The organism is Symplocastrum torsivum (genome assembly GCF_059505465.1).
Genome location: NZ_JCACKQ010000074.1, coordinates 1 through 24575, shown reverse-complemented (window position 1 = coordinate 24575; position 24575 = coordinate 1). Strand labels below are relative to the sequence as shown.

Here is a 24575-nt window from a genome sequence, read left to right as displayed (position 1 = left end):
TTTAAATTAAAAGGATGAATCAGTTCTGATCATCAACCCAATTAGTCAATGAATGTTCAATTAAATCGCTAAAATTTAAATCAGTAAGCTGTGCTTTACAGCAATTTTCAGACTGGTGAGGTACAGGCAATTTTTCTCTCTTCTCCTATAGAGAATGGGAGAGTAGGATAGATGTACCTCATTAGCCTAGAAAACGCTGTAGCTATTCTTTGCTTAAGCAGTAACTCTTGTATTCTCAAGCGTAAACTAATTAGAATGTGTGCTGAAATTTGACTGTATTCCAAGATTGCCTCTTATTAAAGATCTACCTATAAAAAGAGAAGTTGCTTCGTGGTTTTTACTAACCTTAAAGCTCTACTTTTTTTAAATATAAATTGATTTACTTTACGCATTGGCTATGTTCTCGTTGGCGCTCAGATGCTTGCACACACAAGGCTAAAATGTTAAAGTTAATGTTATTGTTAACGTTTCAATTCCTAACAAATATGAGCTTAAAGAGAACTTCAAAAAAAATAGGCGCACCTAAAGCCCTCTACGAATCTACTCATATAAGAATCCCTGTACCAGTGAAAGAGCAAGTTGAAGAAGTTAGTGATTGGTACCGAGGTCTTCTTAGAAGAGGTGTTAAGGTAGAAAAATTACCTTATTTAATGGAAGTATTTGGGTGGGCAGAAATATTTCAAGAAGCTTCAGAAAAAATAGACGAATTAATTGAGGAACAAAAAAAACGTGAAGATGAAGTCTTACAACCTGGCAAAACCTCTAACAACCATGATTCTTATGAATACTATTTAAATTCAAAAGCTTATAAAGAAACAAAAAAAACTTTATTGGAAATAAAAAAATTACTAGAAAAAGTTAATGAGAAATCTTTTAATCCAGTACCAGAAAATGTCTTGCCTCCAGTTCTTCAAAATCAACAAACTATTAATAATAATTCTCAAATTAATCCCTAAAAACCTCGTTGGTAAATTAGTGATATACAAAAACATTCTATACTCCTATCAAGAGTCGGGTCGCCATGAGCAATATAAGTTCTTTGCGGGGAAAAATTAGAAATGTGTGAAAGCTTGCTGAAATGTTGTTGATTAAAGCTAGATGAAGGTAAATTAAAATGAAAAGATCTAAATTCGTTTTAAAGTCAGAAATCAAAAGAATTTCTCCTAAGACAGCAGTAAAACCATTGGGGATTAAACTGATAAGAAGTTGGTTGCATCCACTATCTGTAGGGTTAGAAAGCGAGTGTAGAAGTTGGAGATATGCAAGCTTAATCTGTGGAGTGGCAGCAGGTAGAGTCGATGGGGATAAAGAAAAGGTGATCTATTATTTAATTGAGAAAGGGCTTCTGAACCGTAGAGAATGGCAGGAGAGAATGAAGTCTTGTAGAACCTGTGATAAAATGTATCTAAAATTTCTCAATGAAGTTCAGGCTTTTCTAGAAAAGCAACCTGATATAAGCCATCCCGAAAAAGTCTTCGGAATTTAGTAGTTTTATTAAAGCCAAAACTGAAGAAAAACTAATCCTGAAGGCAGTACGTAGATCAACCTTCACGACGCTAGCTTTAGAAGGGAGAGTTAAGACAGCAAGGATTGATAATGTTCCCGTAATGCTTTAGCCACACCTAAAGGTACGAGATGATCGACAGACCCTCCAAATCTCGCTACTTCCTTAACTACGCTGCTACTTAAAAAACTGTACTCGCTAGCCGTTGCCAAAAATAGTGTTTCAATATCTGGTTTTAGGCTGTGATTGATTTGAGCCATTTGCAATTCTTTTTCAAAGTCCGATACAGCACGTAACCCACGAATAATAGTTTTAGCATTGTGCTGTTTTGCGTAGTTAACAGTTAAGCCTGAGAATGAATCAACTTCTACATTTCTTAAGTGCTGTATCGAGTTTTTAATTAATTTAATTCGTTCGGCAAGAGAAAACAAGTATTGCTTCTCTGAGTTAACTGCGACAAGAACAATTACCGATTTAAATAAATTTGATGAACGTTCTATTAAATCCAGGTGACCTAGTGTTATCGGGTCAAAACTACCGGGGTAAACAGCTTTCACGCTATCTCCATCTCCTGTATTTTGTTGTTGAAATCTTCAAAAGCCTACACGGGTTTTGAACCCAATTAGAATGATAAAGATTCTGTTCTTTGCGCTCACCGTCTTGACTCTTTTGAGCCAGGTTCACCCCTAACCACAAACGTAGATTATATATAATTAGCTTTCATAATCTTTTCTCCTATCTATAAGTAATTGAATGGTGATTAAAGCAGTTCACCAGCAGCATCGATATCGGCTTGATTGACTTCGACATAAAGAGCCAAATTCGCTAAGCTTGCGTGTCCGGTACGTTGCTGTAGTGTTCTTAATGGGATTCCAGCATCATGCAATTTAGTAATACCTGTACGCCTAAAACTATGTGTAGAAACGCCTTGTAACCCGATATAGTCGGCAGCGTGTCTCAACGCTTTGTCTGCGGCTTGTCTGGTCATGTGTCCGTTACCGGATGGACTGGGGAATAAATATCCCTTGGCTGGTAGCCCTACCTCGACCGTTGCGATTATGCTTCATGAGTTGCTGTTTTGTTAAAACAGCAACCTAGATATAATGCTATATCGTTGTTTTGGGCAAGCCTCCTAGTTTTAGACTCTGTTTTTAGGTACTTGCTGAGAACTAGAATCAATAAGGTAGCTGTAAAGTGTAGTGTAGTACATCATATTGCTGCAAAACAAAACTTGTCTTATCGGTGAGATGCTGACTTGTCACCGATTAGAACACAATACCTTTTAGGCTACATTGCTATAAAACAAAACACCCTACCAGTGAGGTAAGGTGCTGAGTGAAGGTGTACTAAGTTGAAATTTGTTCTCCCTATTCAGGAGTTTAGTGGCGGCTCGGCTGGGGCAAGTGCGATCACGTTTAAACTTGGCAGGTTTTGTCTGGATGCCGAGTTTTTTGAAAGGGAGATTCTCGAAAAAGCGCTAGGGAAGATTTATTCATCTGTCAAATGATAGAGTCTAGCTACTTCCGCAGGGGTTCCTTGAGATGAAAGGGTGTTATCTAGAAAAATGGTTCAAGGCTAGCAGTGTCTTAATTGCACTCTTCAGCCCTGACATGAGTGCCGCACAAGTGGTTGGAGATACAACATTGCCGATCGGGGAGCGATCGCAAGTTACGGGCAATCCCAATTTTCAGATTGACGGAGGTGCAACGCGGGGTGGCAATCTGTTCCACAGTTTCAGCGACTTTTCCATACCCACCGGAGGCTCTGCCTTCTTCAACAATGCGGCAGATGTGCAGAACATCCTGACGCGAGTCACAGGTGGGTCGATTTCTAATATTGATGGATTAATTCGAGCCAACGGTACGGCAAACCTGTTTTTGCTCAATCCGAATGGAATTATCTTTGGTCAAAATGCCAGTTTGAATATCGGCGGTTCCTTTGTCGCCACAACAGCCAATGCTCTAGGGTTTGGCAATGTTGGATTTTTCAGTGCCTCGAATCCCGAAGTCCCCTCCTCCTTACTGACAATCAATCCTTCGGCTTTGCTGTTCAATCAACTTGCGGCATCCCCGATTCAAAATAACTCAACTGCGCCAGCCGGAACGACTCTGGCTGGAGATGATACATTTGGTCTACGTGTGCCAAATGGTCGGAGTTTGCTGCTAGTCGGTGGCAACATCAGCCTGGATGGTGGAGGGTTGAATGCTCTTGGTGGACAATTGGAATTAGGTGGGTTATCTAGTGCGGGAACAGTCGGGTTGAATGGTGATGGTAATGATCTAAGTTTGAGTTTTCCCGATAGTGTAGCAAGAAGCGATATTTTCCTGAGCAATGGGGCGCAAGTCAATGTAATTGCTAGTGATGGTGGTAGTATCGCCCTTAATGCCCGGAATTTAGAGATGACGGGAGATAGTGGCCTAGTGGCAGGCATAGAGAGAGGACTGGGTTCTAATAATAGTCAGGCGGGAAATATTGCGGTTAATGCTACTGGAGCCATAAACCTTAACTATAGTGCGATTGTTAATCAGGCACAACGACAAGCAAATGGACAGGGAGGCGATGTCAATATCAGTGCTAGCACCTTGCAGCTTGAGGGTGGAGCACGGATATATACTGTTACATCGGGTGCGGGCAAGGGGGGTTCTTTGAGTGTTGATGCCCAAGATGTGCAAATCATTGGTACAAGCGCTGATGGTCGTTTTTTCAGTGCCTTGGCTGCTTCGACAGACGAAAACTCAACAGGGAATGCGGGTGATTTGACGATTAAAACTAATACCTTGCTTGTGCGAGATGGGGCACAGGTGAGTACTACTACATTTGGTGCGGGTAACGCAGGTTCTTTGAGTGTTGATGCCCAAGATGTGCAAATCATTGGTACAAGCGCTGATGGTCGTTTTTTCAGTGCCTTGGCTGCTTCGACAGACGAAAACTCAACAGGGAATGCGGGTGATTTGACGATTAAAACTAATACCTTGCTAGTGCGAGATGGGGCAATGGGTACTTACACATTTGGTGCGGGTAACGCAGGTTCTTTGAGGATTGATGCCCAGGAGGTGCAAATCGATGGTCAGTTTTACAGCAGTAGCGTGCTTACTTCTGCAGCGTCAGGCTCGACAGGGGATGCGGGGAATTTGACAATTAAAACTAATACTTTGCTAGTACGAGGTAGGGTAACAATGGGTACTTACACATTTGGTGCGGGCAAGGCGGGTGATCTTACAATCAGAACTAATACCTTGCTAGTACGAGATGGGGCACAGGTACTTACTGCTACATTTGGTGCGGGTAACGCAGGTTTTTTGAGTGTTGATGCCCAAGATGTGCAAATCATTGGTACAAGCGCTAATGGTCAAACTGCCAGTGCCTTGGTTGCTTCCGCAGCGCCAAACTCAACAGGGAATGCGGGTGATTTGACGATTAAAACTAATACCTTGCTAGTGCGAGATGGGGCACAGGTAGGTGCTGGTACAGTTGGTGCAGGCAAGGGGGGTGATTTGAGCGTTGATGCCCAAGATGTGCAAATCATTGGTACAAGCGCTGATGGTCGGATTCCCAGTCTCTTGTATACATCTGCACTGTCAAACTTAACAGGCGATGCGGGTGATTTGACGATAAAAACTAATACCTTGCTTGTGCGAGATGGGGCAAGAGTAATTACTGATACAAGGGGTGCGGGCAAGGCAGGTGATTTGGAGGTTAATGCCCAAGATGTGCAAATCATTGGTACAAGCGCTGATGGTCGGTTTCCCAGTGGCTTGTTTGCTTCTACAGATCCAAACTCAACAGGGGATGCGAGGGATTTGAGGATTGAAACGAATACCTTGCTAGTGCAAGATGGGGCATTAGTAACCGTGCAGAGTCGCGGAACAGGAACCGCAGGTAACTTGTTCGTGGAAGCCAATCAAATCTATCTCAACAATCAAGGCAGAATCAACGCCGATACTTCAGGTGGTGGGGGCAATATTAACTTGCGATCGCCCCTGATACTCTTGCGAAATGGCAGTAACATCTCAACCAACGCCAGAGGAAGCAACATTCCCGGTGGCAACATCGACATCAATACAGACAACTTGGTTGCCGTCCCTTCGGAAGATAGCAACATCACTGCCAATTCTCAGGATTTCCGTGGTGGGAACGTAATCGTGAGAGCTTCGGGCATCTTTGGCATTGAGTTTAGAGAGCAACTGACCCCTTTAAGCGACATCACCGCTACGGGAGTAAGTGAGGAGTTTCGTGGCACAGTAGAGTTCATCACGCCAGGGATTGACCCAGCAAGGGGACTAGCCGAATTACCTACAGAGGTAGTCGATGCAACGGATGCGATCGCTCAAGGCTGTCCTGCCAATGAAGGCAACTCATTCGTTGTCACAGGTCGGGGTGGCTTACCTCCCAATCCGGAACAACAATTAGACGATGATGCCGAATGGCTTGACCGACGCAGGTTGACAGTTGATCAACAGACCAATCCGGGAACAGAGGGTAGCCAGCAACACTCAGAGGACAGGCTTGACACCCGACACTCAGCACACCATCCCCCACTCATCGAAGCCACTGGATGGGAAATGGCTCCTACGGGTCAGGTCATCCTCACGGCAAGTGCGACTAATGTGACCCCCTCCAATCGCTGGGGACAGCCAGTTAATTGCGATAGGTCGTAAACTTCCTATGTATGTAATAGCAAGTCCGTCTAGCCAAGTCCGTTGTGAAAAGAGATCAGACCCAAAAAGCGAAGGGGAAGTGATCACTATTTACTAGAGGAGTTTTCGTTAATGCGCCTTCGAGCAAACGCTTTACTAAATGCGATCGCGGTAGGTCTGGATGAAATTTTTTGATAGGGGTTTGCTGAAATGAGGGTTATACAGAACTAGGAATTCTATGTCTAACCTAAATTAGATGATTGGTAGCGGCTCTGTAAGGGCAAATGCGATCGCGCTAGTAATCGTACAGAGATACGCCTATATCAATGTTTTCGTATTTCCCTGGATTCAATTTTTTTATCGTCTTCCGAATCTCTTGAAAATCTTGTTGTATTCCGACCTCTATGTATAGTTCAAAGCTATCTTGCTCAGAATCAAGCTTTAGAATTTGCCGACGCTCCTTGACTTCTATTTCTATTTCATTTGTTGGAAGATAATCAAGCTTAGATAGATTAAGCAGGGTTAACTTATTGCCAACTTGCACTCCAATATCATGGTTAAAAATGGCTAGATTGAAACGTACAGGTTCATTCCTCTCATCACCTGTATTCTTTAATCCCAAGTCAGCCCAAACAATGCATGTAATCATATACCAAGTGTACTGAACGTTCAGGACGGGAAGTTAACTGGGCACTCAAGCGTCCGAAGTAGTTGGTAGTGATTGCGCTCAGCCGTTCATAGCGAGATGCTGACTTTCCAACGATTCGGAAGTATCGTCTTTTGCGTCACATTGCGGCAAAGTAAAATCCCCCACTGGTGAGGTAAGGTGCTGACTAAGTTTGTACACAATGTACGAATCTTTATTGATTGGTAGCCGCTCTCTTAGGGCAAGTGCGATCGCCTTGTACTTGCTAGGTCACTACTGTTCAGTGGTAATATCCTTTCTTAAATCATCAAGAAAATTTGCATCTGGACTTGGTTCTGGCTCATCAGGGACAAACTCGAAACGGACACGAATCTTTCCTTTCTGCCAGCCTTTTCCTGTAGATGCGCTTAAGAATTCGCATTCCACTCCATCTCTCATCCAGCCCTGTGTGGTAGGGTTAGTGCCCCCCATCATATCCCTGAATCTTTTTTCTAATTGGTCTATTTTAAACGTCGCGTTGTTTCCAACCAAGCTTTCCTGTTGTTTCATTGATATAACATCATCAGGATCTAGATAAAACTCACTCATGACAAAATCCAGTTAGGTAAGTTTGTTTGCTTCCTCTAGTAAGCCTCAAAACCTGGAAAATGTAATTGAGATGAGTGCGATCGCGTTGAGCCTGTCAGGTCAGGAAGGATTTTTTTTTGGAGAGAGGGAAGTTTGAGGAAATAGGGATTGGAGCAAACAGCCTCTGTTACCCTTCAGTTTTTACTTAATCCCATCTCGTAGGAGTGTCAGCATCCTTTAATTTGATGTTGTAATAAACCAGGCAAACTTTCCTAGAGTCCCACTCTGCCCCGATAAGACCTGCTTTTCTTAACTTCTTCAAACACGAATTAATATGAGATGAACTATATTTACCGATTGTTTGAACCAAGGAAGAGGAAGTATGAGGTTGCACCAATAACTGGTTGATAACGAGGGTTACGGCTGAAGATTTAACAGAATCAGCCTTAATTCCTTGAGTGGAGCCAACAACCTGAGGTAAATGAGTTCTTTCGGAAGTTTGAAGCATTTATTCAAGGCGTAGCTAATGTTCAGAAGTGCTTGCATACACCAACCTATGTTGTTAGAAATATAAAAACAAATATTAATTTCCATTGATTTAATAACCTAAAGTTATTGAAAGTTACCGTAAACTATTTAGTTGCCTTTGAGTTTTGCTTTGAGGCTAGCTGGTAGGGGTATGAGTAATCCATCCAGTAGCAGCTAATTCAATGCGCTTAACTCGACTCCGAGAAAGAACGCGATCGCCTTTCCCCAGTGGAGTGCTTATCGCACTTAATCAACTAACCACTGCATTAGTAGGTAAAACACAAACACATAGGATAGTGACACCCAGATCACAATCCCAGCCACAAAATGCATCATACCAACTAGAAAATAGCTCAATAGTGTATTTTCTCCGTGCAGATTAGCCATTGTGTCAGTTTGTATTCCGCACCACTGCCAGAGATTTAACGTGAGATTGATAGCAAGCAAAGTTGCAAGAATAGAAGCTCCTAGCATCCAATGCCCCTCACGCATATCCTGTAGCCACCAGAGTTGCGAACCGCTCCAGCCTCCCATAGGCTTGTAGGCTGGATCTCTGGTCGGTGAAACGAGATACACAAAGACTATACTCGCTCCCGTTAGAAGCCCAAGGAGTTTGGTACTCATAATCGAGATAGCAAGCAGACCTACAAGAATGAAAGCCGCCAGCATCTTATGTTCCTCAGGCACCATCGGCAGATCATCTAACCACCAAAGCCTTAGCCCTAAATTGGCACCTATAAGCTGGTAGACTGACTCTCTCGTCGGAGAAAGGAAATATACAAAGATTGCACTGGCTCCCGCTAGAAACAGGTAGAATTTTGTACTTGTAATCGAGAGGCGTCGAACTAACTGAGAAAGCATAGTGCGTTACCCTTTACTCATTTATTTACTTAAGGTAATTCTTCTAAAGGAATAAAAGTAACGCTAAATATGAAGTTACGGCAAACTCTTCAATCACCCTTCAGCCGTGCCTTTACACCACTTGGTAGGGGGATCAACAAGCCATCTAACAGCAGGTGATTCAATGCTGATAGCTCGACTCCGAGAAAGAATGCGATCGGCTTACTGAACTTAATCAACCACCACCAGCCCTATGAGGTACCAGGTGTACACGTACCACAGTACAAACCACATGCACAAGCCAAGTATTATTAACCGTCCTATTTGCCTTACTCTTTGAAGCGTCCAGAGAACCAGCATGGAATTGAGCGCAAGCAGACCAGCAAGGATAACGGCTGCATTCGCCCAAACATCGTCATTCACACCGCTTAACCACTCAACCGTCGTAGCTGAATAAGCAGCATGAGGACGCTGGAAGGTAGGATCTTCTCTCAAAGGAGAAACTAGATACATAAAGATTGCGCTCGCTAGCGTAACCAGTATCAGGAATATAAGACTCGCAATAGATAAGCGTCGAAAAACCCTGTCTAAATGCCTATGAATCATGTCGAAACACCTTCAATAAGTAAAATTTTGTACTCGTCATTGAGAAGCGTCAAGGCAACCAAAACAGCACAGGGCGTTACCTTTCAACCATTTACTACTTAAGGTAATTCTTCTAAAGGAATAAAAGTAACGCCAAGTATGAAGTTACGGCAAACTCTTTCAATCGCCTTTGTGTTGTTGCTTGTGCCTTTGCTGGCTCTGAAATTCAGTTGCTTTTTAGTCAAGGGTTACAGACTTCACGTGATCGCTATTGGCTAGGGAAGTTTATTGAGAAAGTCCTGTATCTACTTGTTGAGGCTCAGCATTCAGGTCAAGATAATTGACATTTACTGACTACAAGCGTGTCACTTCTCTTTTTCGCTAAGACTAACAGGAAGCACTGAAGATGCAAAGGGTAGGAGAGTCAGCAGTTGGGAACTAGCGCGGGACGATCGCCTTGAGGTATAGCGATCGCTTTTGAAGTGCTAGATGACAAGGATTCAAAGTAACCGCAACGGAAATATATAACGGATATAACAAACCACTCTAGAATATAGCCACGTTCCCCAGGATGCGATCGCGGCTTTTACCCCTGCTCTCCAGCTTCTTGAGTAACCCCATCAGGCTGTGCGGAGTCTTGAGGTTGGTTGAGTTCGGGAAACTCATATTTTTCGGATTGGGGGAGAGGGGAGAGCATGGATAGACCTGTAACCGCGCCCAAAACCTGTTCATCACGTACCTCAATATAGGTCTGGAGTTGTTCGAGGTTGCGATGTCCAGAAACTTCTTGGATGACTCGTAGTGGGACACGGTTGTCTGACATCTGGGTGAGAGCCGTGCGCCGGAACGAGTGAGTGCTGATGCCAATCAACCCGACAAGCTTACAGGCTTTTCTCAGAGCTTTGTCGGCTGAATCAGGCTGGAAATGTTCGCCAAAGCGACCAGGAAACAAATAAGGTTGACCTGATGGAGGATGGTAGTTGGTAAGGAGTACCCGGAGGTCTGAGATAATCGGGATGCTGCGGGTGGCAAGTTTACCTTTCGTGTTCCCCTTTCTGATCGTGAGCCTGGGCAGGACTCTCCCGGCAGCATCGTAGGCATCGGCTGCTCTTAAAGTGCAGGCTTCCCGAATACGGCAGGCAGAAAATAGGCAAATCCCAAATAAAGCGCGATCGCGATCCAACTGAAATCCTTGGCTAAAGAGAAGCTGTATCTCAGCTTGTGTAAGGATTTTTGCCTTGCCGTGCCTGTCATTTTTCACTTCAATCTCTGGAAGCCGACATACTCTTAGGCATTTTCCCAGAGAATGAGTTGGTTTTCTTAATGAGTTATCTAAGGCGTTTGTGTAGTAAACGTCCCAAAAACAACGCTTTTGGAGATATCTCTGTATTTGCCCACGGTTGGGTGAACAGCATCATGCAGCCAAGCTGCTGCTAATAGGTAAGGGTCATTAATACCAAAACTCTTTAAAACATTTACGACATCATTTAAGTGTTTAGTATAAGGTTTGTAACTGTACTTTTGGTGTTGATGGGATGCTTCTGCTAGAGCAAAAGCCTTTTTTCTAAATCATCCATATTGTTACTCTTAACCCATCACCAAAATTGGTTCAATCCATATTAACTTTCGCTGCTGTCTGCCTTCTCCATAGGGTTGATTGCGTAAAAAGCCCCTGCGCCAGTGAGGACTTTTAGTACCACCTTTTTTGCTGCTGCCGTCGCTTTTATTGATATCCTCACGTTTAAGTCGATACTCTTTACCAATCCATAATGGTTGGTAAATATCTACAGCCTGTGCTTTACCAAATCCTTGATTAACCGTTACTTTTTGTTGTTTTATAGGTTCGTCTACTAGTTCAGGACGACATTCCATAATCAAAATCAACCGCAAGAAAATTGATTGTAAATATTCGTTAAATCCTGAAACTACCTGGGGGGTTATATCTTCAGAATCAGTATATGTAAACTTTCTTAAATTTTCACTAACTTGAAATCTGCGGCAGAAGAAACTATCTCCATCAGTTGCTGCCCAAAAAAGAATATCTTTTTCCGTATCGTAATGCCAAAAAATTGCCTTCACGCTACGCTTCTCTGGGGAAAGTATTAGATTTTTGGGCAACATAAATAATCCCGTTTTTATTGCCCAATTTAAATTATCAATCTCAACATTTAAGATTGATTGTTGTAATGCTTCAAGCAAGTCTTTTGCCACCCAATAAGCAGGACACTTTGCTTGCGCCACTTGAAAAAGAGTATAAAGAGTAATATATATTGACTCTTTCGGCTTGGCAATTAAATTATATTGCAGTTCGCTTTCTTTAGAAGAATAATAAGCATCAGCAACAAGACTACAGAGTTTTTCATAACTTTCGTAGCCATCCACAGACATAACAGGGCGAAGAACAATTTCTTTATACCAACCTTTGGGTTTTTTATTCATATTTGTAATGAATTAACTGGTTTTTATACCTTAACTGGTTAGCGTTACCTACCCTGGAGATTTGAAGTAAGCATCAGTGGGTAGTCCTTGTTTCAAGAGTGAGTATTCTTCTAAGTAGTTGCACTCAAAGATACTAAGGTCGTCGCCCCTACCTCTTTTTTTCCGTGCTTTTAGAACTGATTTAACCCACTCAGTTGAAAACGGAACCCCAAGATAACAGATACTTGGAGTTTCCCACGTAGGGTCAATTGCATGACCTTCTGGTGTAAGCAGCCATGCATGAGCTACAGCCATTGGTACGTCTTCTGCAAGCGCATACCCTTCAACATAAGTTAGGCTTTTCCTTTTAAACGCTAACTGCTGGCTATTCCAGTAGCAACTCTTGGGTAATCCTCGTTTTAAGGTTGTAGGCAAAGGTTTGGCTTCCATTACAGTGCCACACTCTAAGACCAGCTCTTCAAACCCTGCATACTTAGAATCTGGCTTTGAATAAATTTTTCTTATTAGGTCGGCTCGGTCTTGAAGATATTGCTTGAGATGGAAAAGCCGTTGTTCTTCGGTTGTTAAATCCTTCACTTTGAAGATATATCCTTACTATAGAAATACTTCATGAATTGAACAATATTCTTATCCCTTTAAGATATTTTATCGCGAGTTCTTCATGAAGTTTGTAGTCTTGTTTCGCAAGAAAATTGATGAGACAATCCAACCTGTCGTCCCAGTAAACCTTAATAGAATGAATTTGTAGATTGGCACAGTCGGTACCGCTCCACTTATTATTCTCGTGTACTCCATTGTTCGCGATTGCCTGGTTTATTTTTACAATTTCTCTAACGCAGAGGGCATATTCAGACTCAATTGCATTCTGGAATTCTTCAGCAATTCCTTGCTGCTCTGGGGTCATGAACTCTTGACATCTAAACATTTTCATTGATAGTGGGGAAGGGACAAGTTAATATCTGAAATAATACGTCAGGTAATAGAGCTAATTTAATAGAATTTCCTTGATAATAAATTTTTGGATAGTTAGCAGGATGAAAGATGCCGTGCGGAATGTCAGGTGTCTCCCCAAGCCACATCCTAGCGCGATAATCAATCCTTAAATCTTCTATATCAATCCAGAAATGGATGGGGATAGTTTCAGCGTTACCTTTATGGATAACTTCCCCAGTGTAAACAGTATGTTCAATTTCGTTGTCTGATAAAATTTTATGAAGAATGCGAGTCAATCCATCACACTCTAGGTGTTGTAATGTGTCATAAGGGTCGAGAATGAGACGTAAGTGATGAATGAATGATTGTTTATCCATTTTTGTATATCCTATCGATTCTCCATCTCTTCAATGGCTGCTTTAGCCATCGCTATCCATATTTTTATTCGTGGATTTTCTGCTTCGAGAATCTGCACATAGCGAGAGTTTTAAAAGCCTCTTGGGCTTCTTGCTTCGTAACCCCTCCAAAAAACTGAGCAACTGCTTGAGATATAACAGCTTGCCTTTCCTCTTCTATCTGCTGTTTCTTTCTTTGAGCCATGATTGTTAATCTTTATTCAGGGATGGAAATCCCTACTCAATAAACTCTCGAAAGGCTGAAAACAGTCTAAAATAACTTTGTAGCCTTATTCAACTATCAACTCTGGAAATAACTCTTCCGCCCTTTCAACACAAGCCTTCCAAAGCCTTTTACTATCATTTTCCTTGATATAATCCCATGCTCCGATAAAATAGTCGCTTCCTCGCCGTTCTAAAATCTCCCTAACCTTTTGTTTTAGTTGTTTTCTCGAAACGTTATTTAATTCAATTATCTGTTTTTCAATGTCTTCTAATTCATCTTCATACTCTTGATCTTCTTCACTTTTGGGAATATCAAAAAACTCTGCACCCAGTACTGTTGCTATTTTATCAATCCCGACATGATGTTCTATTCGGATAGTGAACATTTTTTTGCCACTACGTCTTAGGGTTGCATTTTTCATGTTTATCGCCATCCCTCCAGAGTCAGTTAATTAAATCAAAACAAAAGTCGTTTTGCTACTTAAAAGTACAAATTTTGTCTCTTTAACTGGCGTATAGGTTGCACAGTCTTTGAAATAAAACCCTGGGTGGTCGGGGCGCAAGTCATAAGTAATCCGCTGCCACCCAGTTTCAAGTAAGGATTCGACTTGGACAGGAGAAAGCAAATCCCAGCTTAGATACTTTAGAACCCCAATAGCGTAGGCATGAACCCTTCTGCGACATTCTCGAATTGAGCGTTCCCGCCCTTTGGGGTTAACATCAAAAACAGCATCGGTAAGGATACAAGCTCCAGCGTGGCTGAGAAGGTTGCCATTTTTGCTTTCTTTGATAGAGAAAACCTTGTAGTGCAGGTTGAAGTAAACCGCTACACACTGACCATAATGGTCAGATGGGTGAATCGTACTAAAAGGGTAGCGGTAAGCCATAGCTGAATCTCTACGCTACTCTCTCAAAGAAAGCTTGGCGATGCCACTCTAAAGTGTCCTGCCTTGGATAATACTGCTCATGAGCAGGCAGAATAATGGATTGATTCTGAAACGCCCTGATAGGTGTAGCATGTGGAGAATCCTCTCTCAAATCATCGGCAACGACAATGGTGTAATTGTCATTGAGCGTAAACCAGAAGCGGTCAAAAGCCCAGTGATGGTTTTTGCACAGTGACAGACCGTTATTAATCCGATCATCGTAGAACTGAGAAAACGGTTTGATGTGTGCCCCATCTACGATGTTCTGACCCAGAGAATTGAGAATTTGCAAGCCGCATAGGGCGCAGCGGTACTCGTAGACTGAAATAACAATCTTACGAAACGCTGCATCTCTAACGATTGAAGTCTGCTCATCCTCCAGTTCTTCAGGCTGGTAGACCTTACCTCCCTGCGATCGCAACCGCTCCTGTATCTCCTGAAACGCATCCACTTGAAGGAGCTGCTCAATCTGCTGAGTTTTGTCAGAGAACCAGGTGCTGATGAGGATGCCAGTCAAAGTAGCTCTTGAGTCAGGATTCCAAAGTAGCTCGAACAGCTCTTGGTCAAGGTAGGCATACTCAACCGTCTGCTGGAGAGCGCTTACTGTCCTGATTTTCACATGAGAATTAATCAGCAACTCAAATCCTGGCTTGGGGTAATGATACCAAAACCCGTCTCCCCTCAGATGGAAGAAAGGCAGACCAATATTAGGTTGGCGGACTGGTTCCAAGTTGCTCCACAGGTTTAGGAAAGTGGCAATTAGTTCAGCCGACAAGGTAATCTGGTTTTGCCGTATCTGTCCCTGGCTTATCAGTTCGATGATCGATAGCAGCAGAATAGGCTTGTTGGGAGCCACCCCACTGGAGCGGCTCACATTTAGCTTGGCAAACTTGCGACAGTAGTAGCTCAAATCCCTAGTCATAAAGCCAATCGTGAAAGAATACCGCTGCACCCGTAACGACCCCTATTCCCACCAATGTATCGGTCACGATGACCTAACAGCTAGGCAAGGGTACTATATCCAAGCCCACAGCATAGAGGAAGCGTGGCAGAAGATGGCGATAAGGTTTCCAGAAGAGGTGGAGGCAGGCTTTACCGTTCAGGAATGGGAAAGCTTTAACGTCAAGGTAATAGAGATTAGGCAGGATGCGGGGGGAAACATTATTGAAATTGAACAGGTGGGAGATGGCACTACCATTGAGATCAGGAAGGGCAAAGAGGGCAATATTGTAGAACGGGTAAAACGGGATAAAGAGGGAAACATTATAGAAGAGTAGCTTTTGCGCTCACTTCCTCTATCTCTCTATCATGCAGCCAGATACCATCATCAGTACGATTCTCAAGCACGATAAAAAAGTTACAAGCTATAAATTTGCCTTGCTTCGTGCCATCAATGATGTAGCCCTCAATTTCCCTGACCTCCGAAACTTTGGGCAAGATGTGGCAGTTCCTTTGAAAGTACTAGCTCAGTTTTGGGTTGCCTATTACTGGCCATTTGCAGATGCAAATAATCCCATCATCCAGCGACGAGGCGGGGGTAGTATAGCTTTCCACTTAGAGTTAACTGAGTTGCGTTCTCTGTGGCAGCAAGAACTTAAGACAATCTCTGAACCCTCTGACGGTTTCTTGTTGAGCAATGAGTTACGGATACCCAGGAGACGGGCTTTGTACTCGCCCCAGTTGCTGAGTATTTATCAAGATGTGCTGGAGAAAATTGAAAAAGCAATGGTTAACGGACCCATTTGTCACGCTGGTCCCGGACGGAATAAAGTGTTTAAAAAACCGAAGAAGTACAGTGAACTGGGCGATTCGGTTGTAACAATTCCCGGTACTGAACCAAAAGACAAATGTTTGATCATTCAAGCGGACTTGTGGCAAGCCTTTCAAAAAATGTCTCTCTGGATTGAAGCCCTCTGCATTCACGAATGGTGTTTGTTCTCTGAAACAGTGGAGCAAGAAGACGGTCAAGGAGCAGATCGCGGTCTAATATATCGATTGCTGACCGACAGACCTGACAACCGCAGACCTTTAACTTGGGAGCGAAATCACGTTGATGTGCTGCTCATGGAAGGCAGAGCATTTATTTGTCCTTGGACGGAAAAGCGAATCGTTCAAGGTATCGAGTACGCTTTAGACCACCTCTTGCCCGTATCACTTTATCCTATTAATGAACTGTGGAATCTCATTCCCGCTGAACCGAAGTTTAATTCACACACTAAGCGCGATCGCCTTCCTTCTTTAGAAAATTTGAGGCAAGCTCAACCTCATTTAGAGTTAGCGTATAGACACTACAGCAGCTCTAACTTACTGTTGGTAGCACTTCAAGAGGATGTGGAGGTTAGGTTTTCGACCGTCTCTCCTAGTACTGTTTCCTTTCCTCTTGACCTTGCTAGTGCTGTTGTTGACTTGATTGACATCGTTGCTGAATCTCGCAACCTAGCTAGGTTTTGATAAGAGCGCAATACCATACTTGAGCAAATGATTGAAGATTCAGAGATAGCATTATTATTACAGGCGTTTCAGCAACTTTACTCACCTCCCTATCCCTGGCTAAAGGTTCCAGAGTATAAGGTGGGGAAGCATGGCTTGTGGACGTTAGACCGATTCGACGAGAACGTATTGATTCACGGCTACTTCACTGGGGTACAACCTGCCAAGCACAACTATAGACTCAAGAAAGGCAATACCCTTTGGATGAGCCTCACACCGATGGAGTTAGAGAGCCAGTCTCATCATGCCTTAGCTGCCTACGGTCACACAGTTGTCATGGGTCTGGGGATGGGCACTCTGCTCTACAACATCCTGGCGCGGGAGGAGGTGACTCAGGTAACGGTGGTGGAACGCGACTCAGAAGTATTCGAGCTGCTGCACCAGATTGCTAGTCCCGCATCTTGGTCGGGTTGGGAGAAGGCAAGGTTTGTCTTTGCTGACGCTCTAGAGTGGAAACCCGATGAACACATTGATTATTTGACGGTGGATATCTGGTCTAAGTTAGGAGACTACAATCTCCGACCTGATGGTCAGCGAATTCAGGCTAATGTTCGAGCAGATAAGGTGGCTCTGTGGGGGCAAGAGCTGGACTTCATAACCTTTCTCGCTCATCAAGGTTATGAACCACCTCCTACATTGGAACAGTACCGTGAATATATTGAGACGATTGGTATCCCACTAATTGAGTCTGATAACCCTGACTATCCAAGCTACTGCATGAAGGCAGGAAATAATGCGATCGCCTAGTAAGACTTACTCTAAAAAGGAAATCTGGGAGAAACCGACCTTTGAACAACTTCACCAACACGTCTGATGCTGAACTCAACGCTTTGTACGAGTCCGGAGAAAGGAGAGTACTTAACGAATTCAACCGGATAAAGCTTCCAGAATTAGTCGAAGCCTTAAAGAAGCCTGGGTATGTTAATTTACCACCTTTACACCAGAGAATGGTTCTTTGGGATTCTGTGCAACAGTCGCGGCTGATAGAGTCGTTTATTACCAACATTCCCGTCCCACCAATGGTTTTCTATGAGCAGGAACACAAATCTTATGAGGTGATAGACGGTCTCGAGAGAATTAGTACCATTCAGGCTTTCTACAAGAACCAACTTAAGCTGAATGGTCTTGAACTCTGGTCAGAACTGAACAGATGCACCTATGCTGAACTACCTTGGAAAGTTAGGACAGCGCTTGATCGCCGCTCCATATCGTACATAGTAATAATCGCGCCGATAGAATCTACTTCTGCTGAAGCACTGTACCTAAAGCAGCTTGCCTTCGAGCGACTCAATATTGGTAGGGCATACCCTTGCTACTAACAAATTCTCCCGGCTACTGCGTGAATGCATTTATCACACGCGATGTCCCAGTCAGTTCATATTCGCCACATCGGTGTGTCATAAAAACGACGGTTTTCTAGGATGCCAACTGTCCTGTCACTGCCCACCATCTTACACAAACGTCCGAATCTGGAATACTGTTAGACTGCCCGTGTCAGTACTACAGAACAAGTACTGGACTTGCAGACTTCCGAAATGTGTTTTCCGAAATGGGTGAAGTGCCCTGAGCAAAAAAAACGACCATGTAGTGATAACTTTAAACTAGAGTTATCACTACATAATGCCTTCTCTGATTCATCGCAAAGTAAAAGGCAAGATTTACCGATATCTTGTTGAGAGCTATCGGAACAATGGGAAAGTACGGCAGAGAGTGTTGAAGTACCTCGGAGCTGCCCCAACTTTACCTGAAGAGGCACCGATAGGAGTTGTGCTTTTTGCAGGTGGAGGAGGCGTAGAGTGCGGGATGATTGCCGCTGGCATCCGACCCGTTGTGTGTGTTGAGTGTGATCCGAAAAAGCCTACGTTATCAAAAGCACTGGCTCAAAACAATCACCTAAATTTCAAGCCTTATGGTGGCAAAGTTCTTTATCAAACTGTCGAAGAGGTGGCTTTGGCTGGATTTTCAGATTTTCCTTATGCCCCTGATTATCTTCACGCTTCTCCAGTCTGCTCGAATTTCAGCCTAGCCAACAAGGGTAAGGAGTCACCTGAAGATATTGAGGCGGCGATCGCTACAGCACAAGCTATCAGACATCTTCAGCCCAAATGCTTCACATTAGAGAATGTCCCTGCCTACCAGAATTCAGACTCTTGGTATTTGATTAATCAGACTCTTAAAGAAGAAGGATATCTTGTAAAACCAGTAATACTAGATGCCGCTGATTATGGAGTTCCACAGTCACGTAAACGCTTCATTGTTGTGGCAAGTCGGTTCACCCAACCCAAACTACCAGCTAAGTTGCAGCGAGTGGGCTGGTATGAAGCTATTGAAGATTTGATTGATGAATTGCCAGCGTCAGTTCTGCTACCTTCCCAACAAAAGGCACTAGAAGTAAAGCGCTCATTACAGCCTTCTATTAAAGCACTGCTGATAGAGCGAACTGGATTTAGAGAGGGTACGCCCAAAGTGCGGGAACCATTCGAGACTTGTTGGACAATTAAACGTTCGATATTTACTGACCAGAACGGGAATAATCGTAGCCGATTCATTGATGTTTGGTTAGCCGATGGCGCAGATGGCGTAGTTAAGGGTATAACAATTGAAGCGATCGCCCGACTACAATCTTTTCCAGCTTGGTACTACTTACCAGATGAGGTCAGTATTGCTGGCAGCATCCTGGGGTATAGTGTGCCGCCTTTACTAATGAAAGCGTTGCTCACAAGTATCTAACTTTCAACGCCTGCTCGACGTAGCGTAGCCGATTCGCACCGCGTCCTTGCCCTTGATGAGCGGGGTGGAGCGCAATCAATTTGTTCGACTCATTAAAATTCTCAAAGCGCCATAGCTAATATTCCCGGTTCAATAGCGTAGAGGAACAATCAGTATGAAAAAATGGATGGGTTGATTTTTGGAAAGCGCCTCTGACACACGAGCAACTGAACTTATTCAACAACGCTCCCTTCAGAACCGTTGGCAGGCAAGAGCAACTGCTAATGGATGCTGACACACTCATACAGTGGAAGGCTCGAATATTTGACTACCAGCGTCATGTGAAGGAGAGCCAGCCGCCAAGACAGAAAACGTTATTTGAGTTAGCCGATTTGGGTATTGCCCCGGCACATGTTGAGCCGGACACCATTGACCCATTCCGCTTAATAGCGCAACCGATGTCGTTTTGGAGAAAACCCACCTTTGATAAAGGTCAAGCCTGTTTGTACTTTGTCATTGACCGCACTAACCCGTCACTGCTGCTCTACACGGGCGAATCATGTCAGTCTGATAGCAGATGGAAGGGTACTCACGATGCCAAGCGCTACATCGACAAATACATCGCCTTGCACCGTCAGCATCAATTATCCCCGGCTGTAAGCATTGCTTTCTGGTTCGATGCTCCGGTTGAGCGAAAGGCACGTTAGCAACTAGAACGGGCGCTCATACTCAAGTGGCGATCGCCATTCAACAAGGAGTGCTGGAAGTGGTGGGGACAGCCATTTGACTAGCGTCTATCTCCTGTAAGCTCAGCCCAAGCTTCCAGAAACTCATCCCATTCTTCATCAGTTTCAGGCGGTTTGTTTTGTACCAATCCCGCTAACTTACTTAAGTTTCTCGCAAGCGATGGGTCTTCACCAATAATTATTAACTGATGCTCTAGTACAGGCTCATAGCCCTTAGCTGCTAGAGCTGCATATTCCGTATCACTCATGCCGAGGTCATGAATTGGCGGCTGAGTCATTCTTCTACCTCTAACTGATAAATTCTGGTCGATGGATGCTCGGCAATCACTCGCCAATAGTAACCCTGTGGTGGCTGGAGTGTGCGATCGCCACAACGGTAGAGAAAGGTTGGTTCTTTAAACCTGATAGCTTCTTTAAGCGCTTGCTCTAAGTCGGGGTCTTCAGCCTCGTTGTACCAAAGCAAATGAGCATTTCCCCAATATCCAGCACTCACTAGGCTCAGAAAGAGCCATTCCATAATGCCTTGAATTTCTTCTTCAGGCAGACTACAAGTGTTCTGTCCATAGCTGTCTATAGTTGGCTGTGGTTGCTTCTTTGTCGGGAAAGCTGAGCCGATGAACGAACGGATTAGGTTTATCAGTCTGTTCATTATACTGGCATTAAAATTATACTAATTCTATATACTGATATAACAGTATATATAGTTTATCCCTTCTCGCTTAGATCTTTTCGGCTGGTCGTCCTGTTTTCACCTTTTCTAAGCGGTTAATCACCATCACTAGTTCTTCATCAGACAAAGACGCAAGAATGTGCAGCCCTGCACGAATCACTTCGCTCTTTGTTGCATTGACAGCCGACTTCAAACATCGCTGCCGAATTGCTGCAATTAATTCGTAATCTCTTCCTGGGAGTGTGAAACTATCACGAATCACCTTCTCTCTTGAGGTTGGTGGCTGTGTGTCTTTTCCCGGCTGCTGTTTCTCCGTTACCGAGCCAGCCACTTGACTACTTTTATCTTCCAATAGGCTTTCGGCTTTATCAAAACGGTTTCGCACGGCTTCGTCTTCAGCTTTTAGCGAACTAGAGAGAGCCGATTTCATACTCTTCTTCGTCATGGTTCCTCTAGGGTTAGAAAGAGTTAAAAGCGTATCAACTATTTTAATGGTATATATATTTTTTCTGGCATATACACATCACTGACCTTTTCTCGACTCAGTTTTGTGCAACGATTAGAAGAACTCGCTAAACACTATAAAAGCTATAAACAGTACAAACTGTTAATACAGTTTTAATCATTAATACAGTTAACCTTATGGCAGCTAAGATTATCGCTGTTGTCAACCAAAAAGGCGGTTCAGGGAAAACGACTGTCAGTATGCAGCTTGCTGGTGCGCTGGCACGGCGCTCTAACAAAGTCTTAGTCGTCGATGCCGATCCTCAAGGGACAGCTACACGCTGGGCGGCTTCCGCTCTTGATGAAACCCCGTTCCCAGCTTCTGTGGTAGGGTTGAGTGCTGCCAGCACAAAGGTTCATCGGGAAGTCAAAAAGTTTATCGACGACTATAACTACATCATTATTGATTGTCCGCCAGCAGCGGATTCCCCTATTCCGCAAAGCGCTTTGCTGATTGCAGACCTAGCGCTTGTGCCGCTGATTCCTTCACCGCTCGATATGTGGGCGGCGGTTGGCATTCGGCAGGTGATTCAGAACGTCGGTGATTTGAATGATGCCTTACACTCCCGGCTGATCTTAAACCAGTGCCAGCCTAAAACCACTTTGACGCAGGAAAGTTTAGAAATTTTGCCAGAGTTTGGCATTCTCCTTGCCAGGACGCAAATACAGCATCGGCAGATTTACCGACACTCCGCTGTATTCGGTCAGAGCGTTCATAATTTTGGTAGCAAAGCCCAGGCAGCCATTGCCGAGATAGAGAGCTTGACCGAGGAAGTGCTAGAGATACTATCAATGAAACAAGATAACTCTTAAAGATTAAGAGAGGCGATCGCTCTCGAACCGCAGTGAGTATCGCTAAGATCACACTCAGAACTTCATGGTTGTGGGGATGAGAGAGGCGGCGGGAGTCGTAGACAGCCATAGCGGTATGTGCGTAGCATATCTAGTAAGTTCTCACTTTCCTTCTTCATGTCGAGTAATGGCTCAAACTCTAAACTGGATGATGGAATCAAAGCGCCTGATGCCCTGGCCGCTGCTATGGAGTCCATCAACACACTCTCCGCGTGGTTGTCAGATGCCGGATTAGATAAGAGTGCGATCGCGCAGTGGAAGTTCAACGCACTAGCCAAGAAATTCCCCGATCTCGCAGACATCATCGAGGACGCGAAAAAACTGATAGGGAAGAGTGCGCCCGTACCAGAAGTTGGTATGAGCGTATCTGAGGTTGCCCAACGGTTGACATCTTTATTGGGGCATCAAATTAAACCAGCACAAGTGAACCAGGCTTTAGTTGAGTTGGGCTTTCAGGTTCGTCCAGATAATGGCAAAAGAATTTGGCAGTTGACCGAGTCGGGGAAGGAATATGGCTTCAGTCGGTTAGCGACATCGAAGACAAATGACTGGTCGGGTCCACAAGTTTCCTGGGGAGAGGCTGTTATCCCGGTTCTCATTGATTATTTTGAATCGACTGCCGACTCCTCTTCTAAAGAACAAGCATCTCGTCACTCTCTAGATAAAACAGTGGTTACACAGGAGGATGCATCAAACAGTTCTCCACCACCTGATTCCATACCAGCGCGTTCGCCTCAATCCGAACCGGAATCCAAAAACTGGATGCTGACGGAGCGCATCAAAGCCTTGAAAAAGAAGGTGACAGCTTCCCAACGGCTGCACATTGAGATGGAGGCGGCTGAGGCATACAAGGAACGGCATGGGAAACCCCCAGCCAAGGAACAAATCAAAGGTAAGTACTGTGATGTCTATCCCTCTGCCGATTTGGATTTGTTAGATGAGGCGCTTGGTCGGGTACTGAAACGTTATGCAAAGAGCAGCTTGTAGGCTTGTGAAGAATAGCTCCAGCCTAAGGTTCATTATGTGACAAGATTTGGCGATAACGAGTCTTCGGCGGTACGCACAACATCGCAACCAATGTCTGTTGGAATAGAGGTATATTTGTATACCGCATTCTTTTTAGCATATATATCCCTTAAAAATAGTAAAAAAAGCTAAATTATAGGTGTATTTGTATACCGCATTCTTTTGAGTATGTTTATCACTTGGAGAGAGTACAAAGGGAAAAGAGCCAATAGCCTAAGATGCCATTTGAGGCACAGCTATTTAGAAGGTAGTTTTAAAAAAGAGACAGCAAAGTATTTAGGCTGTGTGGCGCTAAAGCCAAGTAAGCCTGAGCGGGAAGTGTTTTGGATGCAGGTAAAATCTGCGCTGGATAAATTGAGCCTTACTACGGAACAGCGGCTAAAGATAGAAGGCGCGATCGCACAGAAGGTTCCAAGAGGAAAACATGAGAAGTTCATCACTGCCAAATCCGATGAGCATTACACCCCTAAGTACTTCTTGGAAGCCGTAGTGGAGAGTATGGGTGGGATTGACTTAGACCCTGCCAGTAATAGTAAAGATAATCCCAATGTCCCAGCGAGTAATCATCTAACTCTTGAGGATGATGCTCTGAAGCATGACTGGGCTGGACGGGTGTTTCTTAATCCTCCGTTCTCGGAAGTATCAAAGTTCATCAAGAAACTGATAGCTGAGATTGATAGCGGCAGAGTCACCGAAGCTATTGTTCTAACCAAAAGCGATACCCGTACTAATTGGTATAAGCAACTGCGCCAAAATGCACAGTCACTCTGCTTTGCTGAAGGATATCACCGCTTTGGAGATGCTGATAATTCAGCTACGTTTGGTGTACTGCTTTCCTACTTTGGCAAAAATCAGGCAAGATTTCGCGAGGTATTCAAAAAGTTTGGAGTCTGTTCGGGAGATTGAGAGGAACCGTCCTGTAGTTATAGCTTAGGAGCAAAGTTATAACTACAGAAATATCTTATATTGCTCATCGGATGAAATAATTTTTTTAAGGTAGTTCTCCTTTTACATTAAAGCCAATGAAACTCACTTTTGTTAAATCTCACAAATCAATCACTTCTTTACCAAATATAGAGTAATCTTACATGGGTTTTTAACTCTTCTTGCACTTAAAGTTTAAGCCTATTTAACCTCTTAAATTCAAAGGCGGAAGTTCTTCAACTCTTTCAACTTTATAAGAAACGAGGGGGAAATCACCTGGTAGAAACACCACATAAGGAATTTGTTCAAGTAGAGGTTTATTTGAAGGATTGAAACTGTACCAATCCCTTCCTCTATAATCAATGCGGTAATGCTCTACATCTATCCACCAATGAAGGGTAAGAGTAGGCGGAAAATCACCTTTATTGC

The 24575-nt window shown here is 43.8% G+C and carries 33 protein-coding genes; 13 read left to right on the top strand and 20 right to left on the bottom strand.

The genetic code is table 11. From position 1 onward, the window contains the following. Nucleotides 1-485: 485 nt before the first annotated feature. Both AC5JL3_RS21295 and AC5JL3_RS21290 read left to right on the top strand, forming a co-directional pair. A complete protein-coding gene (locus AC5JL3_RS21295; protein WP_496076379.1) occupies nt 486-956 on the top strand; it encodes a hypothetical protein in 471 nt (156 codons plus the stop codon). A 158-nt stretch (nt 957-1114) separates the two neighbouring features. Continuing rightward, nucleotides 1115-1486, top strand: coding sequence for a hypothetical protein (locus tag AC5JL3_RS21290; RefSeq protein ID WP_496076378.1), 372 nt, complete (start codon nt 1115-1117; stop codon nt 1484-1486). 89 nt (nt 1487-1575) lie between these two features. On the opposite strand, the gene coaD is transcribed toward AC5JL3_RS21290, so the two are convergent. Together coaD and AC5JL3_RS21280 are read right to left on the bottom strand one after the other, a co-directional pair. After that, nucleotides 1576-2061: a pantetheine-phosphate adenylyltransferase gene (gene coaD, locus AC5JL3_RS21285; protein WP_496076377.1), complete on the bottom strand. Its 486-nt coding sequence runs from the start codon at nt 2059-2061 to the stop codon at nt 1576-1578. A 203-nt stretch (nt 2062-2264) separates the two neighbouring features. After that, complete coding sequence (locus AC5JL3_RS21280) at nt 2265-2561, bottom strand: tyrosine-type recombinase/integrase (RefSeq protein WP_496076386.1); 297 nt, start codon at nt 2559-2561, stop codon at nt 2265-2267. A 294-nt stretch (nt 2562-2855) separates the two neighbouring features. Here AC5JL3_RS21280 and AC5JL3_RS21275 point away from each other — a divergent pair, with 294 nt between their 5' ends. Next, nucleotides 2856-3011: a hypothetical protein gene (locus AC5JL3_RS21275; RefSeq protein ID WP_496076376.1), complete on the top strand. Its 156-nt coding sequence runs from the start codon at nt 2856-2858 to the stop codon at nt 3009-3011. A 34-nt stretch (nt 3012-3045) separates the two neighbouring features. Next, a complete protein-coding gene (locus tag AC5JL3_RS21270) occupies nt 3046-6162 on the top strand; it encodes a two-partner secretion domain-containing protein (protein ID WP_496076375.1) in 3117 nt (1038 codons plus the stop codon). Between the two features lie 274 nt (nt 6163-6436). Here the strand turns inward: AC5JL3_RS21270 and AC5JL3_RS21265 are convergent, their stop codons facing one another. The 13 genes from AC5JL3_RS21265 to AC5JL3_RS21205 form a co-directional block, all read right to left on the bottom strand. Then, on the bottom strand, nt 6437-6790 hold the full coding sequence (locus AC5JL3_RS21265; protein ID WP_496075639.1) for a hypothetical protein: 354 nt from the start codon (nt 6788-6790) through the stop codon (nt 6437-6439). 270 nt (nt 6791-7060) lie between these two features. Then, the gene (locus tag AC5JL3_RS21260) at nt 7061-7375 is read right to left on the bottom strand and encodes a KGK domain-containing protein (protein WP_496076374.1); all 315 of its coding nucleotides are present in this window, start codon (nt 7373-7375) and stop codon (nt 7061-7063) included. 753 nt (nt 7376-8128) lie between these two features. Next, nucleotides 8129-8743 (bottom strand): hypothetical protein, encoded by a 615-nt coding sequence (locus AC5JL3_RS21255; protein ID WP_496076373.1) that lies wholly within the window; start codon nt 8741-8743, stop codon nt 8129-8131. Nucleotides 8744-8953: 210 nt separating this feature from the next. Continuing rightward, nucleotides 8954-9235 carry a hypothetical protein gene (locus AC5JL3_RS21250; protein WP_496076372.1) on the bottom strand — a complete coding sequence of 94 codons (282 nt, stop codon included), beginning with the start codon at nt 9233-9235 and terminating at the stop codon, nt 8954-8956. Nucleotides 9236-9893: 658 nt separating this feature from the next. Beyond that, nucleotides 9894-10568 (bottom strand): tyrosine-type recombinase/integrase, encoded by a 675-nt coding sequence (locus AC5JL3_RS21245; RefSeq protein ID WP_496076371.1) that lies wholly within the window; start codon nt 10566-10568, stop codon nt 9894-9896. 326 nt (nt 10569-10894) lie between these two features. Continuing rightward, a complete protein-coding gene (locus AC5JL3_RS21240; protein ID WP_496076370.1) occupies nt 10895-11746 on the bottom strand; it encodes an AcrVA2 family anti-CRISPR protein in 852 nt (283 codons plus the stop codon). Between the two features lie 48 nt (nt 11747-11794). Further along, a complete protein-coding gene (locus tag AC5JL3_RS21235) occupies nt 11795-12322 on the bottom strand; it encodes a hypothetical protein (RefSeq protein ID WP_496076369.1) in 528 nt (175 codons plus the stop codon). Nucleotides 12323-12353: 31 nt separating this feature from the next. Further along, nucleotides 12354-12650, bottom strand: a complete 297-nt coding sequence (locus AC5JL3_RS21230) for a hypothetical protein (protein ID WP_496076368.1) — start codon at nt 12648-12650, stop codon at nt 12354-12356. Nucleotides 12651-12663: 13 nt separating this feature from the next. Beyond that, nucleotides 12664-13056, bottom strand: a complete 393-nt coding sequence (locus tag AC5JL3_RS21225) for a hypothetical protein (RefSeq protein ID WP_496076367.1) — start codon at nt 13054-13056, stop codon at nt 12664-12666. 64 nt (nt 13057-13120) lie between these two features. After that, nucleotides 13121-13279, bottom strand: coding sequence for a hypothetical protein (locus tag AC5JL3_RS21220; protein WP_496076366.1), 159 nt, complete (start codon nt 13277-13279; stop codon nt 13121-13123). 85 nt (nt 13280-13364) lie between these two features. Further along, nucleotides 13365-13721, bottom strand: coding sequence for a hypothetical protein (locus tag AC5JL3_RS21215; RefSeq protein WP_496076365.1), 357 nt, complete (start codon nt 13719-13721; stop codon nt 13365-13367). Nucleotides 13722-13751: 30 nt separating this feature from the next. Continuing rightward, nucleotides 13752-14186, bottom strand: a complete 435-nt coding sequence (locus tag AC5JL3_RS21210; RefSeq protein ID WP_496076364.1) for a L5-gp82 domain-containing phage-derived protein — start codon at nt 14184-14186, stop codon at nt 13752-13754. 10 nt (nt 14187-14196) lie between these two features. Further along, nucleotides 14197-15177: an HNH endonuclease gene (locus tag AC5JL3_RS21205; RefSeq protein WP_496076363.1), complete on the bottom strand. Its 981-nt coding sequence runs from the start codon at nt 15175-15177 to the stop codon at nt 14197-14199. Here AC5JL3_RS21205 and AC5JL3_RS21200 point away from each other — a divergent pair. The 6 genes from AC5JL3_RS21200 (at nt 15158) to AC5JL3_RS21175 (ending at nt 20131) form a co-directional block, all read left to right on the top strand. After that, nucleotides 15158-15502, top strand: coding sequence for a hypothetical protein (locus AC5JL3_RS21200; protein ID WP_496076362.1), 345 nt, complete (start codon nt 15158-15160; stop codon nt 15500-15502). The two genes, AC5JL3_RS21205 and AC5JL3_RS21200, sit on opposite strands and share 20 nt — an antisense overlap. A gap of 31 nt (nt 15503-15533) precedes the next feature. Next, on the top strand, nt 15534-16676 hold the full coding sequence (locus AC5JL3_RS21195; protein WP_496076361.1) for a DUF8808 domain-containing protein: 1143 nt from the start codon (nt 15534-15536) through the stop codon (nt 16674-16676). Nucleotides 16677-16703: 27 nt separating this feature from the next. Beyond that, nucleotides 16704-17462, top strand: a complete 759-nt coding sequence (locus tag AC5JL3_RS21190) for a polyamine aminopropyltransferase (RefSeq protein ID WP_496076360.1) — start codon at nt 16704-16706, stop codon at nt 17460-17462. Between the two features lie 41 nt (nt 17463-17503). Continuing rightward, nucleotides 17504-18034 (top strand): DUF262 domain-containing protein, encoded by a 531-nt coding sequence (locus AC5JL3_RS21185; protein ID WP_496076359.1) that lies wholly within the window; start codon nt 17504-17506, stop codon nt 18032-18034. 301 nt (nt 18035-18335) lie between these two features. After that, complete coding sequence (locus AC5JL3_RS21180) at nt 18336-19445, top strand: DNA cytosine methyltransferase (protein WP_496076358.1); 1110 nt, start codon at nt 18336-18338, stop codon at nt 19443-19445. Nucleotides 19446-19708: 263 nt separating this feature from the next. Next, complete coding sequence (locus tag AC5JL3_RS21175) at nt 19709-20131, top strand: hypothetical protein (protein WP_496076357.1); 423 nt, start codon at nt 19709-19711, stop codon at nt 20129-20131. A gap of 80 nt (nt 20132-20211) precedes the next feature. Here AC5JL3_RS21175 and AC5JL3_RS21170 read toward each other — a convergent pair whose 3' ends face one another. From AC5JL3_RS21170 to AC5JL3_RS21160, 3 genes are all read right to left on the bottom strand, one after another. After that, nucleotides 20212-20448, bottom strand: coding sequence for a hypothetical protein (locus tag AC5JL3_RS21170; RefSeq protein ID WP_496076356.1), 237 nt, complete (start codon nt 20446-20448; stop codon nt 20212-20214). Further along, nucleotides 20445-20819, bottom strand: a complete 375-nt coding sequence (locus tag AC5JL3_RS21165; protein WP_496076355.1) for a hypothetical protein — start codon at nt 20817-20819, stop codon at nt 20445-20447. The genes AC5JL3_RS21170 and AC5JL3_RS21165 overlap by 4 nt, the downstream gene beginning before the upstream one ends. A gap of 70 nt (nt 20820-20889) precedes the next feature. Beyond that, nucleotides 20890-21285, bottom strand: a complete 396-nt coding sequence (locus AC5JL3_RS21160) for a hypothetical protein (RefSeq protein WP_496076354.1) — start codon at nt 21283-21285, stop codon at nt 20890-20892. A 197-nt stretch (nt 21286-21482) separates the two neighbouring features. Between AC5JL3_RS21160 and parA the strand changes: the two genes are divergently transcribed. Continuing rightward, nucleotides 21483-22157 carry a ParA family partition ATPase gene (gene parA, locus AC5JL3_RS21155; RefSeq protein WP_496076353.1) on the top strand — a complete coding sequence of 225 codons (675 nt, stop codon included), beginning with the start codon at nt 21483-21485 and terminating at the stop codon, nt 22155-22157. A gap of 62 nt (nt 22158-22219) precedes the next feature. Here parA and AC5JL3_RS21150 read toward each other — a convergent pair whose 3' ends face one another. Continuing rightward, a complete protein-coding gene (locus AC5JL3_RS21150; RefSeq protein ID WP_496076352.1) occupies nt 22220-22393 on the bottom strand; it encodes a hypothetical protein in 174 nt (57 codons plus the stop codon). Here AC5JL3_RS21150 and AC5JL3_RS21145 point away from each other — a divergent pair. Together AC5JL3_RS21145 and AC5JL3_RS21140 are read left to right on the top strand one after the other, a co-directional pair. Then, nucleotides 22383-23183 (top strand): hypothetical protein, encoded by an 801-nt coding sequence (locus AC5JL3_RS21145; protein WP_496076351.1) that lies wholly within the window; start codon nt 22383-22385, stop codon nt 23181-23183. The genes AC5JL3_RS21150 and AC5JL3_RS21145 overlap by 11 nt on opposite strands. A gap of 324 nt (nt 23184-23507) precedes the next feature. Then, entirely contained in the window at nt 23508-24128 is a 621-nt protein-coding gene (locus AC5JL3_RS21140) for a DNA N-6-adenine-methyltransferase (RefSeq protein ID WP_496076350.1), read from the top strand. Between the two features lie 223 nt (nt 24129-24351). Here AC5JL3_RS21140 and AC5JL3_RS21135 read toward each other — a convergent pair. After that, the coding region (locus AC5JL3_RS21135) for a hypothetical protein (protein WP_496076349.1) at nt 24352-24575 on the bottom strand (224 nt) is incomplete at its 5' end.